Annotated in this window: 5 protein-coding genes; all 5 read right to left on the minus strand. The window is 41.8% G+C overall.

Annotation, left to right across the window (positions count from 1 at the left end):
• Positions 1–198: 198 nt before the first annotated feature.
• Complete coding sequence (locus NYE32_RS06870) at positions 199–7908, minus strand: accessory Sec-dependent serine-rich glycoprotein adhesin (RefSeq protein WP_339156920.1); 7710 nt, start codon at positions 7906–7908, stop codon at positions 199–201.
• Between the two features lie 272 nt (positions 7909–8180).
• The gene (locus tag NYE32_RS06875; RefSeq protein ID WP_339156921.1) at positions 8181–14201 is read right to left on the minus strand and encodes an accessory Sec-dependent serine-rich glycoprotein adhesin; all 6021 of its coding nucleotides are present in this window, start codon (positions 14199–14201) and stop codon (positions 8181–8183) included.
• A gap of 455 nt (positions 14202–14656) precedes the next feature.
• The gene (locus tag NYE32_RS06880; protein WP_339156922.1) at positions 14657–20641 is read right to left on the minus strand and encodes an accessory Sec-dependent serine-rich glycoprotein adhesin; all 5985 of its coding nucleotides are present in this window, start codon (positions 20639–20641) and stop codon (positions 14657–14659) included.
• Between the two features lie 493 nt (positions 20642–21134).
• Positions 21135–22136: a sugar transferase gene (locus NYE32_RS06885; protein WP_002883536.1), complete on the minus strand. Its 1002-nt coding sequence runs from the start codon at positions 22134–22136 to the stop codon at positions 21135–21137.
• A 38-nt stretch (positions 22137–22174) separates the two neighbouring features.
• A complete protein-coding gene (locus tag NYE32_RS06890; RefSeq protein ID WP_002883546.1) occupies positions 22175–22399 on the minus strand; it encodes an accessory secretory protein Asp5 in 225 nt (74 codons plus the stop codon).
• Between the last annotated feature and the right edge of the window lie 2 nt (positions 22400–22401).

Genomic DNA, 22401 nt, shown 5'->3' on the forward strand with positions numbered 1-22401 from the left:
ACCATGTTTAAGTGGTCTCTTATTTTTATGTAGTCATTTGTATTTCAAAAGGTTTGTTCCATTTTGAAACTATCACAACATCTCCAAATCAAAAAACACCTCCTAGCTAGAATGGTTAGCTAACATGAAGGTGTTTTTCTGTGCTTATCTGAGCATTGCAAAGACTATTACAATTCTGAAATACAAATAATCTTCGTCCTATTCTTCATTTTTCTTACGTTTGGCAAGAAATCCAAGACCAGTTGCAGTTGCCAAGGCACCAAATGCCATTGACAATGATGAGTTTTCCTCACCAGTCTTAGGAAGCGCTTGGCTTCCACGTTCGTGCTTAAGATCTTTCACTTCAGAAGTTGATTCTGAGGCACTTGTTGAGGCAGAGGTTGAAAGACTTGCTGAAGTACTCAATGATGTTGAAATACTTGTTGAAGCACTTGTGCTTTCAGAGACACTCAAGAATGCTGATGTAGAAGCGGATTCTGAAACAGAGGCACTTGTTGAGACTGAAGCTGAGGCGCTCGCTGATTCTGAGGCAGACACTGAAGCGGATTCTGATGCGCTTACAGATTCTGAGACAGAGGCACTTGTTGAGACTGACTCAGACGTGCTGGCTGATGCTGAGACAGATACACTTGCACTTTGTAATTCGCTCAACGATAAAGACTCACTTGTTGAAATCGAAGTACTTACTGAGGCTGACGTAGATACTGAATCGGATGCGCTCGCTAATTCTGACGCTGAGACTGAAGCTGATGTGCTTGCTGAGGATGATGCACTTTCGCTTTGCGACTCACTCAACGATACAGACTCACTTGTTGAAACTGAAGCACTTAATGATGCTGATTCTGAGTTTGACTCAGATTGTGATGTTGACGTTGATTCACTCTCTGAAGTAGAAACTGAATTTGATTCGGATTGTGATTCTGATACATAGGCTGAAACTGAGTTTGAAATAGACTGTGATGCTGAGACAGAAGCACTTGTTGATGCAGACACTGAATTAGAGACTGATTGTGACCCTGAAACAGATGCACCCAATGACGCCGACTCACTCAACGATGCTGAATTAGATGTCGAAAGCGATTCACTAGCTGAAATGAAGCTTGAAGCCGAGTTCGAAATAGACTCAACAGTTGAAATAATTGCAGAAATTGAAGCACTGAAGGCTTGAGACTGACTTTCAAATACAGAAGCACTCAAAGAGCTTGACGTACTCAATGATACTGATTCAGACGCCGACACCGATGCACTTGTACTTCGAGATTCACTCAATGATGCAGACTCACTTGCTGAAATTGAAGCACTTTCTGATGCAGAAACGCTAGCCGATGCTGACTCAGGCACTGAAACACTCGATGAAGTTGACTCAGATACTGACACACTTGATGAGGTTGATTCAGAAGCTGAAACACTAGCCGATGCCGACTCGGATGCAGACAAACTTGATGATTCTGATTCTGATGCAGAAATACTAGCCGAGGTTGACTCGGATACTGACACACTCACTGAAGTTGATTCGGATGCAGAAACACTTGCTGAGGTTGATTCAGAAGCTGAAACGCTTGCAGATGCTGACTCGGACGCTGATGCACTTGCACTTTGCGACTCACTCAATGATACAGACTCACTTGTTGAAATCGAAGCACTTACTGAAGCTGATACTGAGTTTGAAACAGACTGTGATTCACTGATTGATGCACTTTCTGATGCTGACTCGGAGTTAGACACTGATTGTGAGTCTGAAACTGAAGCGCTCAACGATGCTGAGTCACTCAATGATGCTGAGTTCGATGTTGAAATCGATTCACTTGTTGAAATGAAACGAGAAGCCGAGTTCGATATAGATTCTACAGTTGAAATAATTGCAGAAATCGAAGCACTGAAAGCTTGAGACTGACTTTCAAAAACAGATGCACTCAATGAGCTTGATGTACTCAATGATACTGATTCAGAAGCCGACACTGATGCGCTTGTACTTTGTGATTCACTCAATGAGGCTGACTCACTAGCTGAAACTGAAGCACTTACAGAGTCAGATTCTGAATTTGAAACTGACTGTGACTCTGAATTTGACTCACTTGTTGATGCTGACTCTGAATTAGATACTGATTGTGATTCGCTTACTGATGCACTTGCTGATGCGGATTCTGAATTAGAGACAGACTGCGACTCTGAAATTGACGCACTTGCTGATGCGGATTCGGAAGTTGAGACAGATTGTGATTCTGAGATTGAAGCACTTACAGACGCTGACTCTGAAGTTGAAGCAGACTGTGATTCTGAAATTGACGCACTTACTGACGCTGATGCTGAGTTTGAAATTGATTGCGATTCGCTTACTGATTCACTCTCTGATACTGACTCTGAGTTTGATACTGATTGCGACTCAAACACTGATGCACTCTCTGAAGCGGATTCGGAAGTTGAGACAGACTGTGATTCAGAAACTGACGCACTTTCCGAAGTGGATTCGGAATTTGATACAGATTGTGACTCTGAAATTGATTCACTTATTGAGACTGATTCTGAGTTTGAGACAGACTGTGATTCTGAGATAGATTCACTTAATGACGCTGAAACTGAGTTAGACTCTGATTGTGACGCAGATGTCGACTCGCTCTCTGAGGCTGACTCGGAAGTTGAGACAGATTGTGATTCAGAGATTGAAGCACTTTCTGAAGATGATTCTGAGTTTGAGACAGACTGTGACTCGGAAACTGAAGCACTTTCTGAAGATGATTCTGAGTTTGAGACAGACTGTGACTCGGAAACTGAAGCACTCTCTGATGCTGACTCTGAGTTTGAAACAGATTGTGATTCTGAAACTGATGCACTTGCTGATGCGGATTCGGAAGTTGAGACAGATTGTGATTCTGAAATTGATTCACTTACTGAGGCTGATTCTGAGTTGGAAACAGACTGTGAGACTGAAATTGATTCACTTACTGACGATGATTCTGAATTAGACTCTGATTGTGACGCTGATATCGATTCGCTCTCTGATGCTGACTCTGAGTTGGAAACAGACTGTGAGACTGAAATTGATTCACTTACTGACGATGATTCTGAATTAGACTCTGATTGTGATTCAGACACTGACGCACTCAATGATGCTGACCCAGAATTTGAAACAGACTGTGACTCTGAAATTGAAGCACTTACTGAGGATGACTCGGAAGTTGAAACAGACTGTGATTCTGACACAGATGCACTCTCTGAAGTTGACTCGGAAGTTGATACTGACTGTGATTCTGATACTGACGCACTTACTGAGGATGACTCAGAATTGGATACTGATTGTGATGTCGAAGTTGATGCACTTTCTGAAGCTGACTCAGAATTGGATACTGATTGTGATGTCGAAGTTGATGCACTTTCTGAAGCTGACTCTGAGTTTGACTCTGATTGTGACGCTGATGTCGACTCGCTCTCTGAGGCCGACTCGGAATTAGAAACAGATTGTGATTCAGAGATTGAAGCACTTTCTGAAGATGATTCTGAGTTTGAGACAGACTGTGACTCTGAAACTGAAGCACTCTCTGAAGCGGACTCTGAGTTTGAGACAGATTGTGATTCAGACACTGATGCACTTGCTGAGGCTGACTCGGAATTTGAGGCAGATTGTGAGGCTGAAATTGATTCACTTACTGACGATGATTCTGAATTAGACACTGATTGTGATTCAGACACTGACGCACTCAATGATGCTGACCCAGAATTAGAAACTGATTGTGATTCGCTTACTGAAGCACTTTCTGACGATGACTCTGAGTTTGAAACCGATTGTGATTCTGAAATTGATTCACTCACTAAAGTAGAAACTGAGTTTGATTCTGATTGTGAAGCTGATGTTGATTCACTCTCTGAGGCTGACTCTGAGTTTGAGACTGACTGCGATTCAGATACTGACTCACTTGTTGAAGCTGACTCGGAAGTTGAAACAGACTGTGATTCTGAAATTGATTCACTTACTGACGATGAAACTGAGTTCGATTCAGACTGTGAAGCTGAAACTGATTCACTTACTGACGATGACTCGGAAGTTGAAACAGACTGTGACTCTGAAATTGAAGCACTTACTGAGGCTGAAGTTGAGTTTGACACTGATTGCGACTCAGAGATTGATTCGCTTACAGACGCGGATTCTGAAGTAGACAATGATTGTGATTCTGAAATCGACTCACTTGCAGATGCAGACTCGGAATTAGACAATGATTGTGATTCGCTTACTGATGCACTTTCTGAAGCGGACTCTGAGTTTGAAACGGATTGTGACTCAGATACTGAAGCACTCTCTGAAGCGGATTCAGAATTTGATACAGATTGTGATTCTGAAACAGACGCACTCTCTGAGGCTGACTCACTTTGTGAGACACTAGTCTTCAAAGACTCACTCAAGGAGCTTGAGATACTCTCTGACTTAACAGCACTCAAAGAAGCACTCGTTGAAGCGGATTGACTTTGCGAAACGCTGGTCTTCAAGGACTCACTCAAGGAACTTGAAACGCTCTCCGATTTCACGGCACTCAAAGATGTACTTGTTGAGGCTGATTGACTTTGCGAAACGCTGGTCTTCAAGGATTCACTCAAAGAACTTGAAACGCTCTCCGATTTCACGGCACTCAAAGATGTACTTGTTGAGGCTGATTGACTTTGCGAAACGCTAGTCTTCAAAGACTCACTCAAGGAACTTGAAATGCTCGCCGATTTCACGGCACTCAAAGATGCACTCGTTGAAGCTGACTCACTTTGTGAGACGCTGGTCTTCAAGGATTCACTCAAAGAACTTGAAACGCTCGCCGATTTCACGGCACTCAAAAAAGCACTTGTTGAGGCTGATTGACTTTGCGAAACGCTAGTCTTCAAGGACTCACTCAAGGAACTTGAAACACTCTCCGATTTCACGGCACTCAAAGATGTACTTGTTGAGGCTGATTGACTTTGCGAAACGCTAGTCTTCAAAGACTCACTCAAGGAACTTGAAATGCTCGCCGATTTCACGGCACTCAAAGATGCACTCGTTGAAGCTGACTCACTTTGTGAGACGCTGGTCTTCAAGGATTCACTCAAAGAACTTGAAACGCTCGCCGATTTCACGACACTCAAAGACGCACTCGTTGAAGCAGATTGGCTTTGTGATCTTGAAACACTCTGTTGAGCTGATAAACTCAAGGAACTTGAAACACTTTTTGAAGCAACCGTGCTCAATGAAAGGCTGGTCGATGCAGACTGCTTAGCAGACTCACTTCGACTTTGAGAAATCGATTCCTGCTTAGACTGACTGGCACTTTGCGACACTGACTGGCTGTGATCACTATCCGACAATTTCACCGTCACAACATTCGTCGTACTATCTTTATAAGTAATCGTTACCGTTCCATCGCTATTAACCGTATAAGACTTAATACGGTTGGCAACCTCTGGATTCAAGGCCGACACAGCCGCAATAATCTTGCTTTTATCTGCATCTGTTAAGGCAGTCAGGCTGGTCACCTGAATAGTGCTTGTCGGTGCCACACCCGGCGTACGATCTGCTAAGCGTCCCTGAGTAATACGAATCTCACCCAAGCCATTTGGACGGTTCATATTTGATGCATTGTCGATAGCAGCAACATTACGTTGCCATGTGTTTCGGAAGGAATGGTAAAGGTCATCTTTCAAATGAATGGTCGCTGTGATGGTTGCAGGATTGTCACTCGTTGCTGTGATATCTCCCGTAATCGGTGCAATATTACCTGTTCCATACTGGCTACTACCAAAGAAATTTCCGTTCAAGGCATTGTCATCCAAGTCGGCTCTTGCAACGACTTTCATTTCTTTAAGCTTACCACTGTCATCTGTAGCCGTGAAAGTCAAAACAGCATCATCGCCAGCATAGATGGTATAGTTTTTCCCACCACCTTCGAGAGGCGTAGACTTAGGTTCCACACCATCGACAGTCAACTTAGCCGTCACTTCAGGACGCGTCCCATCCGTTACAGCCACGGAATTGCTGGCATCTGAGTATACCGCATAATCATCATACATGATGCGAGCTTTGGCAGTTACACCACCTGTTTGTAACTTAACTGTCGGCGTCACAATCGCTTGACCCGAAGCATCTGCCACTGCTGTTCCCACTTCGTCGTCATTATTGTATAGAACGACTGTAGAACCTGGCTCAGCTCCTGTCACCGTTACAGGTGCCTGCGTGTAAGCCTTGTCCAATAATCTCGTTTCAACCGTTGGTGCTGCAAGTCGCTTCACTGGAGCCGTCACATCATTTGTGGTGTTATCTTTATAAGTAATAGTCACCACACCAGATGATGAAACCGAATAAGATTTAAAATCCTTTGAAGTGGCAATATTTGGGTTAGCAGTCTTAAAGGCCTCCCAAACCTTATCTTTTTCGGCTTGAGCGAGATTACTTGTGTCATTAACATAGGTCCCCGTTGTCACAGCCGTAATCGGATTACGAATACCATCATTTTGTGGCAAAACCTGGATACGAAGCGTGCGTGTCACTGACTGATTAGCCGTATTGGTAACTACAAAAGAAACATTATAAATTTTCCCAGGCGTTACGACCTCTGTCTGCCCAACAGTTCCAAAAATATTAAAGGCTACCGCACTATTTTTCAATGCAGAGGTCTGAGGCACGTTGATTCCATTCACACGATCACTACCAGAAGCGTAGCCAATGCTTTTAATACTATTTCGTGTAGGAATAGTTTCAACAACATTATAAGCCTGATTGATGTAGTCAGAGTTGTAAACAGAAATCAAGGCATTGTTAGCCGAACCTAAATTATACTGGGGTGCACGGAGATTACTATTAGCATCAATGCGAGAACCATTACGAGGATCACGCTGACCAGATGTCGCACGAAGCACCGCATTGGCAAGACTATTTCTCGCCTGACGAGCCTGAGTAATCGTAGGTGCCACATCACTGTCACGATCAGCCAGGCTGACACGAATGGCATCCAGGGCTTTATCTCCCTTGAGAATAGCAGCATCCGTATTTGGCAAATCGACAGCTTGAGCTTTATAGGTATAAATGTCTAAGGCAAGATCTTTGAGACGCTTTTCTTGTTCTAAACGCTCAGCATCTGCCACAACCGAGGCAGCTAGCAGACCAGTCGCCGTATCAGACAATTTGAGATTCGTTTGCACTTCAGATGTCAAGGAAGCGTTTAACAAAGCAGATTCCGAGCTCACAAGATTCACACCATCTTTAGAATCACTACTATCACTCTTGCTAACTGACTGAACAGATGTACTTGTACTATGATCTGATGATTTTTCAGCTGCGCTCTCTGACAGACTATGTAAAGAAGAATCCGTCTGACTTACTGATTCCAACTTAGAAGCTAATGAAGCTGACAAGGAAGCAGAAAGCGAGGCACTCAATGACAAGGATGTCGATCTTGAAGCTAATTCAGAAACAGACACAGATTGGCTGCGTGATAAAGACTCACTCAAAGAAGCCTCCGAAGTCTGACTTGACGCAGTTTCTGATGACCCTTGACTATTAACTTGACTCTCTTGAACACTGGACACAGACTCCATATTTCCAAGAACAACGGAATCAGATGCAGCCAAGAGATCAGTCTTAGCTCCTGCTTCACTTTCCAAAATCGGCTGATCAGTCATTTCATCCGCATGAGCTACTTGAGTCACAACAGAACCACCTAGCAAGGTCCCCGTTGCAAGCACTCCCTTAAGCACTGTCTGACCTGAAAAAGCAGGTACATCCACCTCTACCTGATGGGCAGCAACAGACGGTGTATCCATGCCTCCTCTAAGCACCTTGAAAAGACCAAAATTCGACGTCGCCGCACGAAGCCAGTGCTTTCCTGACTTAACCAATTTAAAGCGTGTTACACGATCGGTTTCACGATATTGACCTTCATTCCTTCTAAAAAACATATATACTCCATTTATTTTTGATTAAAACACTCCTTTCAATTTTATCATAAAATTAAGCAAAAAATCTCATTTCAAGATTGCTTTCTAGCGATTAATCCTTTCTTTCATTTCCCTAAAAATACGATAATAATGCTAACCCTAAGACTTATTAAAACTATTTGTATTTTTAGAATATCAGACTAAAAAAATCCCCTACCAATTAGGAAATCACTCTAATCGATAGGGGATATTTGATTATCTTGCTAAAAGATAATGATTAAACTTACTAAGACTTAGAAGTCTTCACTTTCTTCTTCATCTTTCTTACGTTTAGCAAGAAAGGCGAGACCTGTTGCAGTTGCCAAAGCACCAAATGCCATTGACAATGATGAGTTTTCCTCACCAGTCTTAGGAAGCGCTTGGCTACCACGTTTGTGCTTAGGATCTTTCACTTCAGAAGTTGATTCTGAGGCACTCAATGAGGCAGACACTGAAGCGCTTGTTGAGGCAGAGGTTGAAAGACTTGCTGAAGTACTCAATGATGTTGAAGCACTTGTGCTTTCAGAGGCACTCAAGAATGCTGATGTAGAAGCTGACTCTGATACAGAAACTGATGTACTTGCTGATTCAGAGGCGCTCGCTGAGGCAGACACTGAAGCTGATTCAGATACGCTTACTGATTCTGATACAGAGACTGAAGCGGATGTACTTGCTGACGCTGACTCTGATGCAGATGTGCTTACTGAGACTGACGCAGAGACAGAAACTGATGTGCTTGCTGACGCCGACTCTGATACAGAAACTGATGTGCTCGCTGATTCTGAGACGCTCGCTGACGCTGATGCAGATTCAGATGTGCTTACTGAGACTGACGCAGATGCTAAAGCAGATTCAGAGGCGCTTACTGATTCTGAGGCAGAGACTGAAGCGGATGTGCTTGCTGATTCTGATGCAGATACAGAAACTGATGTGCTTGTTGATTCTGACGCAGAGACTGATGCAGATTCAGAGGCGCTTACTGATTCTGAGACTGAGACTGATTCAGATGCACTTGTTGATTCTGAGACGCTCGCTGACGCTGATGCAGATTCAGATGTGCTTACTGAGACTGACGCAGATGCTAAAGCAGATTCAGAGGCGCTTACTGATTCTGAGGCAGAGACTGATGTGCTCGCTGACGCTGACTCTGATACAGAAACTGATGTGCTTGCTGACGCTGACTCAGATGCTGATGTGCTTGCTAACGCTGACTCTGATACAGAAACTGATGTGCTGACTGACGCTGACTCAGATGCTGATGTGCTTACTGAGACTGACGCAGATGCTGATGCAGATTCTGAGGCACTTGCTGATTCTGAGGCAGAGACTGAAGCGGATGTGCTTGCTGAAGCTGACTCAGATGCAGATGTGCTTACTGAGACTGACACAGATGCTGAAGCAGATTCAGATGTGCTTGTTGATTCTGACGCAGAGGCTGAAGCAGATTCAGAGGCGCTTACTGATTCTGATGCAGAGACTGAAGCGGATACGCTCGCTGAGGCTGAAGCAGAGACTGATGCAGATACGCTTGCTGATTCTGACTCTGATACAGAAACTGATGTGCTTGCTGACGCTGATGCTGATGCAGATTCAGATGCACTTGTTGATTCTGAGACAGAGACTGAAGCGGATGTACTTGCTGACGCTGACGCAGAGACTGATGCAGATACGCTTGTTGATTCTGACTCTGATACAGAAACTGATGTGCTTGCTGACGCTGACGCAGAGACTGAAGCTGATGTGCTTGCTGATTCTGATGCAGATGCTGACTCAGATGCACTTGCTGATTCTGATGCAGATGTGCTTGCTGAGGCTGACGCAGAGACTGATGCAGATACGCTTGATGATTCTGACTCTGATACAGAAACTGATGTGCTTGCTGACGCTGACTCTGATACAGAAACTGATGTGCTCACTGACGCTGACTCTGATACAGAAACTGATGTGCTCGCTGATTCTGATGCAGAGACACTCGCTGAGGCTGACGCTGAAAGTGAGTTGGAAACAGACTGTGATTCTGAGATAGAGGCACTTGTTGATGCAGACTCAGAATTTGAAACTGATTGTGATTCTGAAACTGAAGCACTTACAGATGTACTTTCAGAATTAGATACTGATTGTGAGCCTGAAACAGATGCACTCAATGACGCTGACTCACTCAATGATGCTGAGTTAGATGTTGAAATCGATTCACTTGTTGAAATGAAGCTTGAAGCAGAGTTCGAAATAGACTCAACAGTTGAAATGATTGCAGAAATTGAAGAACTGATGGCTTGAGACTGACTTTCAAATACAGAAGCACTCAAAGAGCTTGATGTACTTAATGATTCTGATTCAGAAGCCGAAACTGACGCACTTGTACTTCGAGATTCACTCAATGATGCTGACTCACTAGCTGAAACTGATTCACTTACTGATGCTGACTCTGAATTAGACACTGATTGTGATTCTGAAACTGATGCACTTTCTGACGCTGATTCTGAGTTTGAAACAGACTGTGATTCTGAGATAGAGGCACTCTCTGACGCTGATTCTGAGTTTGATACAGACTGTGATTCTGAAACTGATGCACTCTCTGACACTGATTCTGAGTTTGATACAGACTGTGATTCTGAAACTGATGCACTTACAGACGCTGACTCTGAAGTTGAAGCAGACTGTGATTCTGAAATTGACGCACTTACTGACGCTGATTCTGAGTTTGATACAGACTGTGATTCTGAGACAGATGCACTTGTTGATGCTGACTCTGAGTTAGACACTGATTGTGATTCACTTACTGACGCACTTTCTGAGGCTGACTCTGAGTTTGATACAGACTGTGATTCAGAAACTGATGCACTTTCTGAGGCTGACTCTGAGTTTGATACAGACTGTGATTCAAAAACTGACGCACTCTCTGATGCTGATTCTGAGTTAGACACTGATTGTGATTCAGAAACTGATGCACTTTCTGACGCTGATTCTGAGTTTGATACAGACTGTGATTCAGAAACTGATTCACTTACTGAGGCTGACTCTGAATTAGAAACAGACTGTGATTCAGAAACTGATTCACTCTCTGAGGCTGAAACTGAAATTGATTCTGATTGTGATGTCGATGTTGACTCACTCTCTGAGGCTGACTCTGAGTTAGATACTGATTGTGATTCTGAAATTGATTCACTTACTGACGCTGACTCTGAGTTTGAAGCAGACTGTGATTCAGAAACTGATGCACTCTCTGACGCTGATTCTGAGTTTGAAACAGACTGTGATTCAGAAACTGATGCACTCTCTGACGCTGATTCGGAGTTTGATACAGACTGTGATTCAGAAACTGATGCACTTTCTGAGGCTGATTCGGAGTTTGACACTGATTGTGATTCTGAAACTGATGCACTCTCTGATGCTGACTCGGAATTAGACACTGATTGTGATTCTGAAACTGATGCACTCTCTGATGCTGACTCGGAATTAGACACTGATTGTGATTCTGAAACTGATGCACTCTCTGATGCTGACTCGGAATTAGACACTGATTGTGATTCTGAAACTGATGCACTTTCTGAAGCTGAAACTGAGTTTGATTCGGATTGTGAAGCTGACGTCGATTCACTTTCTGAAGTTGAAACTGAGTTTGACTCGGATTGTGATGCTGATGTTGATTCACTTTCTGAAGCTGAAACTGAATTCGATTCGGATTGTGAAGCTGACGTTGACTCACTCTCTGAGGTAGAAACTGAATTTGACTCGGATTGTGATGTCGACGTTGATTCACTCTCTGAAGTTGAAACTGAGTTTGACTCGGATTGCGATGCTGACGTTGATTCACTTTCTGAAGTTGAAACTGAGTTTGACTCGGATTGTGACGCTGATGTTGATTCACTTTCTGAAGTTGAAACTGAGTTTGACTCGGATTGTGATGTCGACGTTGATTCGCTCTCAGAGGTAGAAACTGAGTTTGATTCGGATTGTGACGCTGACGTTGACTCACTCTCTGAGGTTGAAACTGAATTTGATTCGGATTGTGATGCTGACGTTGATTCACTCACTAAAGTAGAAACTGAGTTTGACTCGGATTGTGATGTGCTTACTGATGCACTTTCTGAAGTAGAAACTGAGTTTGACTCGGATTGTGACGCTGACGTTGATTCACTCACTAAAGTAGAAACTGAGTTTGATTCGGATTGTGACGCTGATGTTGATTCACTTTCTGAAGTAGAAACTGAGTTTGACTCGGATTGTGATGCTGATGTTGATTCACTCACTAAAGTAGAAACTGAGTTTGATTCGGATTGTGAAGCTGATGTTGACTCACTCTCTGAAGCTGACTCGTAATTTGAGATTGATTGAGAAATCGATGTTGATGCACTTTCAGATGCTGAAGTTGAGTTCGATTCAGACTGTGATGTTGACGTTGACGCACTTTCTGAGGCTGAAGTTGAGTTCGATTCAGACTGTGATGTTGAAGTTGATGCACTTTCTGAGGCTGAAGTTGAGTTCGACTCAGACTGAGATGTTGAAGTTGATGCACTTTCTGAAGCTGAGACTGAATTTGACTCTAACTGTGATGCGCTCACTGATGCACTTGTTGAGGCACTTTCAAAAAGACTTTCTGAAACACTCTCTGAAAGGGATGCTGATGCTTCCTCTGATTGAGAAAGAGAAGATGAGACAACCTCTGACTCAGATGCTGAAACTGATGCAGATTCTACCTTACTTGTTGATACAGATTGAGACTCTACTGTTGAAGTACTTTCTACGATGCTTTGAGATGTACTTAAAGATGCACTCGTTGTATCAGCTTCAGATTCAGACTCGATAACCTGACTACCATTAAAGAAGTTAACGGCAATCGTATCTGTCTTACCTGCATAAGGTGAGAATGTGAAGGATGTATCATCACCAGTGATTTTAGCAGTCCAAGTTGTTGTCAGACCATAGCTTTGTTTAGCCTGGTAACCATTCATTTGGAAACCATTTGACCAAGTGAGACCATTTCCTTGAGTTGTTACTGGTGTTGTATTAGCCTTAGGATTTGCAATTTGGTTACCATTTTTATCTGTAATATAAGACGTTACAGTTGTTGGAGGAGTAAGTCCCTTACCTAAAGTAAACATCGTTTGTGTTGATGTTCCTGTATTATAGATAGAATATCCAGGACTCATCTTCGAAATATTCCCAAGGGTTGATGTTGCAGGATTAACATATGTGACAGCGTAGACAAAATTCAGATTTGTCCCGTCATTTGTCACTTTCAATGTATAGTAAATTGGAACATTATAGTTTGAGTCTGTTCCAGTTCCTGTATACACCTTAGTTTCACCAGTCGCTAGGTTAAGGTTTGAAGTGATAGCTGGTGTGCCATTCACTGTAGAGTTCCCATTGAAACCAGCATTTGTCAGCTTGGTCATCATGTTATCTACGGCATTACCAAGACGCTCACGCTGTTCTGCGTAAGCTGCGCTTGTTGCTGATGCCACGATCAATGTCGTTGATTTAGTGACTTCTTCTTGAACGGTTGTAATAGCCGTTTGAATTTCAGCCTTAGCAGCTGTGTCTGTCAATTTTGCTTGGTAGTTTTTAGCAATATTAACAAGTAATTCTGCTTCTGAAACATTTTGATCCAAAACAGATTTTTCATCATCTTGGCTTGCAGTTTCTGAAGCAACTGAGCTTGTTGAAGTTGCTGAATCAGAAGCTGATTCCGAGTTTGAACCACTTGTACTTTCAGTTTGTGACTGACTGTCAGAAGTTGAGTACTCCTTGCTGAGTGATACAGATTCAGAGATAGCTTGTGACAATTCAGCAGAAATTGATTGAGACACAGATTGTGATACTGAAACTGATGCTTCTGTGCTTGCTTGAGCATCAACTGAAGAGCTTGTAGACTCTTGGCTTGTTGATGCTACTGCTGAAGTTTCAGAAACTGGTGCTGCACTCAATACCACTGACTCAGAGTTGACCGCCACATCTTGATTAGCAGTTACTTGACTTTCCAAAGCCGGAGTCGTCGTTTCTTCCGCTTGAGCAGTGTAAGTAGCTACTGCTCCTCCAGCCACTGCACCTGCCGCCGCAATCCCTTTAAGTAGAGCTTGCCCTGAGAGAAGCGGTGTTTTCTCTTCAACACTTTGTGCTGAAACTGATGGTGCGTCTGTCCCACCTTTAACAACCTTGAAAAGTCCAAAGTTAGATGTCGCAGCACGAAGCCATTGCTTACCTGATTTAATCAATTTAAAACGAGTCACGCGATCAGTTTCGCGATATTCCCCTTCGTTCCTTCTAAAAAACATATCTACTCCATTCTTGTTTTATGAATTAAAACTCACCGATAAATTTTATCATAAAATTCTTGTAAGCTCTAATATAAACTCTTATTTCCCTCAAAAAAGATTGCAAACGCTTTATGCTGTATAAATAATGAAAATGCTTGTTTCATAGCATTTTCACCCACCTTACATTTTGCAAAACAAAACTTAAAGTTGTCTTAAAATTCAAAGTCTACTTCTTCCACATCTAAGATTTTAGCTTACTAAACTAAGCCTTCACTCTCTAATACTAAGCCTAAATGAGACTTAGACTAACGTTTAAGACACCCCCTCTCATTTTCAAACACGACAAAAAGACACATCCCATATCGGAATGTGTCTTTTTTAGAACGAAGCTAATCGGCTTATTCTTACTTAAGAGTAGTTAGTTTTTATTAGGACTAGTCACTCATAAGTTTTAGGGGTAAGTCGAAGGAATATTATTCCTCAGTTTTTTTGCGTTTTGCCGCAAGAGCCAATCCAGATGCAGTTGCAAGCAATCCAAGAGCTGCTGTAGCTGCTACGTTAGACTCTTCACCAGTGTTTGGCAATTGTGCCATTTCTTGTGCAGGTTTAACTGGAGTAGCTTTAGCTGGAGCTTTAGGAGCTGGATCAACTGGTTTACCTGGAGTTGGTTGTTCAGGTTTACCTGGAGTTGGTGTTACTGGTTTTTCTGGAGTTGTATCGACAAGTTTGTAAACGTAAGTTACGTTCTTATCACCTTCGATAACTTTACCAGTTACTGGGTCAGTTGTTGTCAAGTGACCATCACCATCTACAGAACCTACTGGGTAGTTACCTTGTGGTACCAATTCGTAAACTTTACCATCAGCAGTAACAATTGTCTTAGGACGGTTATCAATTACTGTATCGTAATCTTTACCTACTGGTTGACCAAATTCATCTGTTACAGATTGTTTGATAGTGTTACCATTTTCATCTACATAGTGAACGTAAACATTACCCTTAGGTTGTGCTGGTTGTTCTTTAAGTTTGTAGATGTAAGTAACATCTTTACGTCCTTCGATAACTTTACCTGTTGTAGCGTCTGATGACTCAAGGTGACCTTGTCCATCAACTTTACCTACAGTGTAGTTACCTGCTGGTACCAATTCGTAAACTTTACCATCAGTTGTTGTGATAGTCTTAGGACGATTGTCTACTACTGTATCGTAGTCTTTATCGACTGGTTGATCTTTTTCATCAACAACTGAAGTCTTGATTGTGTTACCTTCAGTATCTTTATAGTGAACGTAAACGTCACCCTTCACTTCTTTGTAGACGTAAGTGATGATTGAACGTGGTTTATCAACTTTACCTTTAATTGGGTCAGATGATTCAAGGTGTCCATCGCCATCAACTTTACCTACTGGGTAGTCACCTTTCGGTACGATCTTGTATGTCTTACCGTCTGGGGTCTTGATTGTCTTAGGTTTCTCACCTTCCTCAGTTGTGTTATATGGAGTATCATATGGTGAGTTTGGTGTGTCTTGACGAGGTTTCTTGATTTCTTTACCTTTTTCGTCTACGTAAGTGATGATTACGTCACCTTCTTTAGGTTTCGTTGGATCTTCTTTAAGTTTGTAGACGTAAGTTACATTCTTGTCACCTTCGATAACTTTACCTGTTGTAGCGTCATCACCTGTCCAGTGACCTTGTTCGTCGACTTGACCTACTTTGTAGTTACCTGCTGGTACCAATTCGTATGTCTTACCTTCGAATTCGATTTCTTTTGGACGGTTATCTACAACTGTATCGTAGTCTTTACCTACTGGTTGATCTTTTTCATCTGTTACAGATGCTTTGATTGTGTTACCTTCAGTGTCTACGTAGTGAACATATACATTACCCTTAGGTTGTACTGGTTGTTCTTTAAGTTGGTAAACGTAAGTTACATTCTTATCGCCTTCGATAACTTTACCTGTTGTAGCGTCATCACCTGTCCAGTGACCTTGTTCGTCGACTTGACCTACTTTGTAGTTACCTGCTGGTACCAATTCGTATGTCTTACCTTCGAATTCGATTTCTTTTGGACGGTTATCTACAACTGTATCGTAGTCTTTACCTACTGGTTGTGCCAATTCATCTGTTACAGATGCTTTAATTGTCTTACCTTCAGTGTCTACATAGTGAACGTAAACATTACCCTTAGGTTGTGCTGGTTGTTCTTTGAGTTTGTAGATGTAAGTAACGTCTTTACGTCCTTCGATAACCTTACCTGTTGTAGCGTCTGATGACTCAAGGTGACCTTGTTCGTCAACTTTACCTACAGTGTAGTTACCTGCTGGTACCAATTCATATGTCTTACCATTGTATTGGATTTCTTTTGGACGGTTGTCAATTACTGTATCGTAATCTTTATCAACTGGTTGATCTTTTTCGTCAGTGACATCATCTTTAATTGTGTTACCGTCAGTGTCTTTATAGTGAACGTAAACGTCACCCTTCACTTCTTTATAAACGTAAGTGATTGTTGATTTAGGTTTATCAACTTTACCTTTAATTGGATCAGATGATTCAAGGTGTCCGTCTCCGTCAACTTTACCTACTGGGTAGTCACCTTTTGGTACGATCTTGTATGTCTTACCATCTGGAGTCTTGATTGTGTTAGGTTTTTCACCTTCCTCAGTTGTGTTATATGGAGTGTCATATGGTGAGTTTGGTGTATCTTGACGTGGTTTTTGGATTTCTTTACCATCATTCTCACGGATGTAAGTGATGATTACTTCACCAACTTTAGGAGTTTCACTTTCTGACATTGATTCAGAAATTGAAGCTGAAGTTGATTCAGAGCTTGAAAGTGATTCTGAAACTGAAGTTGAAGTTGATGTAGATTCTGAAAGGCTAGCAGATGCTGAGTAAGATTCAGAAGCTGATACTGATTCAGATACAGAAGTTGATTCTGAAGAGCTTGCTGATTCTGATGCAGATGCTGAAGCTGATGTGCTTGCTGATTCTGATGCAGATGCTGACTCAGATGCACTTGCTGATTCTGATGCAGATGCTGACTCAGATGCGCTTGCTGATTCTGATGCAGATGCTGACTCAGATGCGCTTGCTGATTCTGATGCACTTGCTGATTCTGATGCAGATGCTGACTCAGATGCGCTTGCTGATTCTGATGCAGACGCTGACTCAGATGCACTTGCTGATTCTGATACAGATGCTGACTCAGAAGAAGATGTTGATTCAGATTCTGAGTTATTTGTAACAATTGAAGTTGACTCAGAGAGTGAAAGTGAAACTGAGATAGATTCTGAAGTTGAAACTGACTCAGATGCACTTGCTGATTCTGATGCAGATGCTGACTCAGATGCGCTTGCTGATTCTGATGCAGATGCTGACTCAGATGCGCTTGCTGATTCTGACGCAGATACTGAAGCTGATGTGCTTGCTGATTCAGACGCAGATACTGAAGCTGATGCGCTTGCTGATTCTGATGCAGATGCTGAAGCTGATGCGCTTGCTGATTCTGATGCAGATGCTGACTCAGACGCACTTGCTGATTCTGACGCAGATGCTGACTCAGACGCACTTGCTGATTCTGATGCAGATGCTGACACTGAATCACTCAATGAAGCTGATTCTGATGCAGATTGTGACTTAGACACTACTTCTGATTCTGATACAGATTGTGACTTAGACACTACTTCTGATTCTGATTGTGACACTGATTGTGATTTAGAAACCACTTCTGATTCTGATACAGATTGTGACTTAGACACTACTTCTGATTCTGATTGTGACACTGATTGTGATTTAGAAACCACTTCTGATTCTGATACAGATTGTGACTTAGACACTACTTCTGATTCTGATTGTGACACTGATTGTGATTTAGAAACCACTTCTGATTCTGATACAGATTGTGACTTAGATGTTACTTCTGATTCTGATTGTGACACTGATTGTGATTTAGAAACCACTTCTGATTCTGATACAGATTGTGACTTAGACGCTACTTCTGATTCTGATGAAGATTGTGATTTAGACACTACTTCTGACTCGGATTGCGAGTTTGATGCAGAGTTTGAGAATGATTGCGATTGAGAAGCAGATTCAGAATCATTCATCTTAACGAAGTAATAGTTCACATCAGTTGATGGTTTAATCGCAGTTGGAATTGAGTAGTTGTTTGAGAATGATGAATAACCCTTCAATTCAGAGTATACTTTTCCGTTTGGTGCTGTTGGGTCATTCGCAACAGATCCTTCTGCTTGGATTTCTGGAACTTTACCAGCGATCACGTTGTAACTGTTATTACCAGCTCCGGCAGGTGTCAATGATGTGCTTGGAGCACCTTTGAATGGACGTGGATAAGTATGTAGAGTTCCGTCCATTTGTTTATAAGTATCTGTCTCAGTAGCAGACTGCCAACCAGTGATAATGAGTGATTTACTTCCAGCTGTTTCGTTGACTTCAATATAGTAGTCACCATTTTTGCTGTTTACTTTTGTAACTTTTGTCTCATCAGCTTTCCACTCTTCACCAGCTTTGTTAACTTTACTTGTATAGATGAGTGTGTACTTAGATACATCTTCAGTACCAATATCTGATGTAGCAAAATTGTTAACCTGTGATGGATCAAGGGCGTAGAATTTCGTTACAGTTGAGCCATCAGTATCAACGATTTCAGAAATACGTTTCACATAGTAGTGGTTCGCTCCACCTTGAAGTTCGACAAGTTTTTGACCAACAACACCCTTACCAAGGATACCAGTTGTCAATTGAGTCGAATCTGTTGTGGCAGCTACAGGTTTGTAACCAGCAACATCACGATTTCCTGAGGCTGTGAATTGTTGCCCTGCAAGACCTGTTTGAGTATAGCTTGCAAGAACTGTTTCATTTCCAGTTGGTTTGTATGTTTGACCTTCTGTGTACTTGCTACTGTCAACGACTTTATAGTAAGTTGTTTGATCAGCTTTAGCATAAGGAACAGAAGTTTGAACGTTTTGTTTGTCTTCACCTTGGTTACCTGGGTAGTTAGTATCACGGATTTGAAGTGTTTCATACTCAAGGTTAGCATTTACTAATGAGAAGGTAACGTTACCTGGATTAGTTCCGTTAGCAGCTGCGTATGTCAAAGTGTTAGTTACATCAGAGTTATTGTTTGTGATGTAGCTTGGAAGTGAGATATTGCTTTCTCCCGCTTTGATTGTACGTGTGTAAACTTCTGAACCATCAGACTTCTTAACGATACGCAAGTAAACATCTGGGTTAGCTGAAAGGCTACCTGTGATTGCTGAACGGTCTACTGAAAGTGTAGCGTAGTAATCAAAGTTTGTTTTAGCCCCAGTAGCGTGGTTTGTTTTAAGGAATTGCCATACACCGAAAGTGAAACGATCTGTGTTTGGATCCAAAGCATAACCAGCTTCATTGAAGGCTGCATCTTCAATCGTTGCACCATTAGCATTTGAAATAACTGGGTTAGTATCTACACTACCAGTAGTGCTTGTTGAGATTGGTGCCAACTGTGCAGTAACTGCTGCAACACCGTTAACTACTGAGTTACCTGTGAAGCCGTTGTCAGTGATCTTAGTCATCATGTTGTCAACAGCGTTACCAAGGCGCTCACGTTGTTCTGCGTAAGCAGCGTTTGTTGCTGATGCAGCAAGCAATGTTGTTGATTTAGCAACTTCTTCTTGAACTGTTGCGATAGCAGTTTGGATTTCAGCTTTAGCTACTGTATCAGTCAACTTAGCTTGGTAATCTTTAGCGATACCTACAAGCAATTCTGCTTCTGAAACGTTTTGATCCAAGATAGTTTTTTCATCTTCTTGAGTAGCTGTTTCTGATGCAGTTGCAGCTGTTGAAGTTGCTGATTCTGAAGCTGAAGATGATTCTGAGTTTGAACCACTGTTGCTTTCAGTGTGTGATTGGCTTTCAGAAGTTGAGTTCACTTTGCTAAGTGATACAGATTCTGAAATAGCTTGTGACAATTCTGCTGATACAGATTGTGATACTGAAACTGAAGCGTCTGTGCTTGCTTGAGCGTCAACTGAAGAGCTTGTAGACTCTTGACTAGCTGATGCTGGAGCTTCTGAAGCTACTGTTTCGGATACTGGAGCAGCGCTCAAGGCAACTGAATCAGAGTTAGCAATGATATCATGATTTGTAGTTGCTTGGCTTTCCAAAGCTGGTGCAGTTGTTTCTTCGGCTTGAGCAGTGTAAGTTGCTACTGCGCCACCTGCCACAGCACCTGCTGCTGCAATCCCTTTAAGAAGAGCTGTACCTGAAAGAAGAGAAGATTTTTCTTCTACATTTTGAACTGTTACTGACGGAGCATCTGCGCCACCTTTAACAACTTTGAAAAGTCCAAAGTTAGATGTTGCAGCACGAAGCCAGTTTTTACCCGATTTGATAAGTTTGAAGCGAGTCACGCGATCTGTTTCGCGGAATTCACCTTCGTTACGTCTAAAAAACATATTTACCTCCTAAAAATATGAGTTATTTCCTAATCTGGAAATTACAATTTATAATATATCACAAGTTTACTAAAAATTGTTCTTTTTTATCTCATTTTCTCCAAAAAAATGTAAGGTTTTCGCAATTCTGAATTTTCTGATTACTATAAATAATTACCATTGTTTTTAAGTGAAAACGGTTGAAACTCCCTATTTTATGCTATTTATTTCTATTATTCTCATTTTTAAGCTGACTATCGTTCGGTTTAAAATTATCCAACAATTCCATTTTTGATAAATTGTCACACAATTACAATCAATTATTTTAGGCGAATTCTTTACATCTGTTAGGCTATTATTGACTATTTTTTAACATTAATCCTAATTAGAGACAGGTCTTCCTTAAATCCTTAAGTCTAAAGTGAAAATGATTTGATTAATTTATAAATAGTCAAGATATATGCTCAGATTTGTCACAAAAAAGAATTACCTTCCGATAATTCTTTTTAGACTATTAACCAAGGGCCATTATAGCATCAATAAAAAGCTTCTTGATGAAATAACCATTGCTAATGAGGTAGGCAGTGTATTGTGCGTTAGCAACCATCTGGGCATACTGCTCCTCGGTACATTCTTGTACACAACGGTCTGCTTCTTCCAGACTCGAAACGACAAAGCCTAGGCCATGTTCTCTGACATAGTCAGCATTTGAAAGATAGTCAGGCACCACAACTGGCAAGCCTGCAGCTAAATAGGTAGAGAGTTTATAGGAAATATTCAACTTATAGTAATCAAGCTCATCTTCAGATTTTTCTGAATTCCCCCAGACAAGACCAAAACCTCCTTTAGAAAGGTCAAACAAGAGCTCCTGTTTATTACGCCAGCCTTCAAGTTGAATTCTGGAATAATCCTTGTCTTCTTCTTTTTCCGCATAGACATGAAGAGGTGTCTCCTGCTGCCAGTTGAGAATGTGGGGGAAACGAGTTGGATTACCAGCAAAGATGAGCTTCTTTTGGAAGCTTGGTTTGTGCAAGTCAAGGTTATGAGGCAAATCCCAAAGTTCCTGGATAATAATCTTTTTGACCGTTAACCCTTCCTCAATGAGTCGATCACGCATTTGTTCTGATGGAACAACGACGACATCACAAAGATTGTACATCTCAATGTAGTTAGGCATTAGGAAATAATTACTAGGAAACATTATAGGTGGAACATCATGGATGAACATCACAAGTTTGGTTTGCACTGCCCTAAATTTATGAATGAGGCTAGTGTCCCAAGCGACACTATTCCACGACGGCGACTGGAAGAAGACAATATCGCCATAGCTCACTCCTGCCACAATACCATCAAGGCGGGAATTTAATTCACCACTTGACTCCTGGCTATTATCGTAGAAATAGATTGCTAATTCATTGGCACCAAGCTCCTTGGCAATCTTCATGGTATCATTTTGGGCAATCAAGGCCACACTACGTGGGGACTGCCCAAATAAATTCGTAAAATGTACACGCATACATACTTCTTTCTATTATATGGTAGGAAGTCCTCTACTTACTTATAAGAAACAATCATAAAAATAAGTAAGAGGATAAAGAGGGCTATGCTGATAGCCAAGGTCAACATTTTTCGAATCGGTTGGCTAGCCCAATAACTTGGTTTACCGATATTACTAGTGGCATCCGTTGAGAAAATCTGCGTTTGACGCGGTTGGATGGTCACTAGGACGATAAGGGCAACCGAAAGAATCACTGCTAGAACCATAAATACTAACATCATAA

The sequence above is a fragment of the Streptococcus sp. FSL R7-0248 genome (assembly GCF_037967965.1).
GTDB lineage: Bacteria > Bacillota > Bacilli > Lactobacillales > Streptococcaceae > Streptococcus.

Bases quoted from the DNA above. Each gene is read 5' to 3' on its own strand.
- NYE32_RS06870 (WP_339156920.1), bottom strand. From the start codon at position 7,908: ATGTTTTTTAGAAGGAATGAAGGTCAATATCGTGAAACCGATCGTGTA.
- NYE32_RS06875 (WP_339156921.1), bottom strand. From the start codon at position 14,201: ATGTTTTTTAGAAGGAACGAAGGGGAATATCGCGAAACTGATCGCGTG.
- NYE32_RS06880 (WP_339156922.1), bottom strand. From the start codon at position 20,641: ATGTTTTTTAGACGTAACGAAGGTGAATTCCGCGAAACAGATCGCGTG.
- NYE32_RS06885 (WP_002883536.1), bottom strand. From the start codon at position 22,136: ATGCGTGTACATTTTACGAATTTATTTGGGCAGTCCCCACGTAGTGTG.
- NYE32_RS06890 (WP_002883546.1), bottom strand. From the start codon at position 22,399: ATGATGTTAGTATTTATGGTTCTAGCAGTGATTCTTTCGGTTGCCCTT.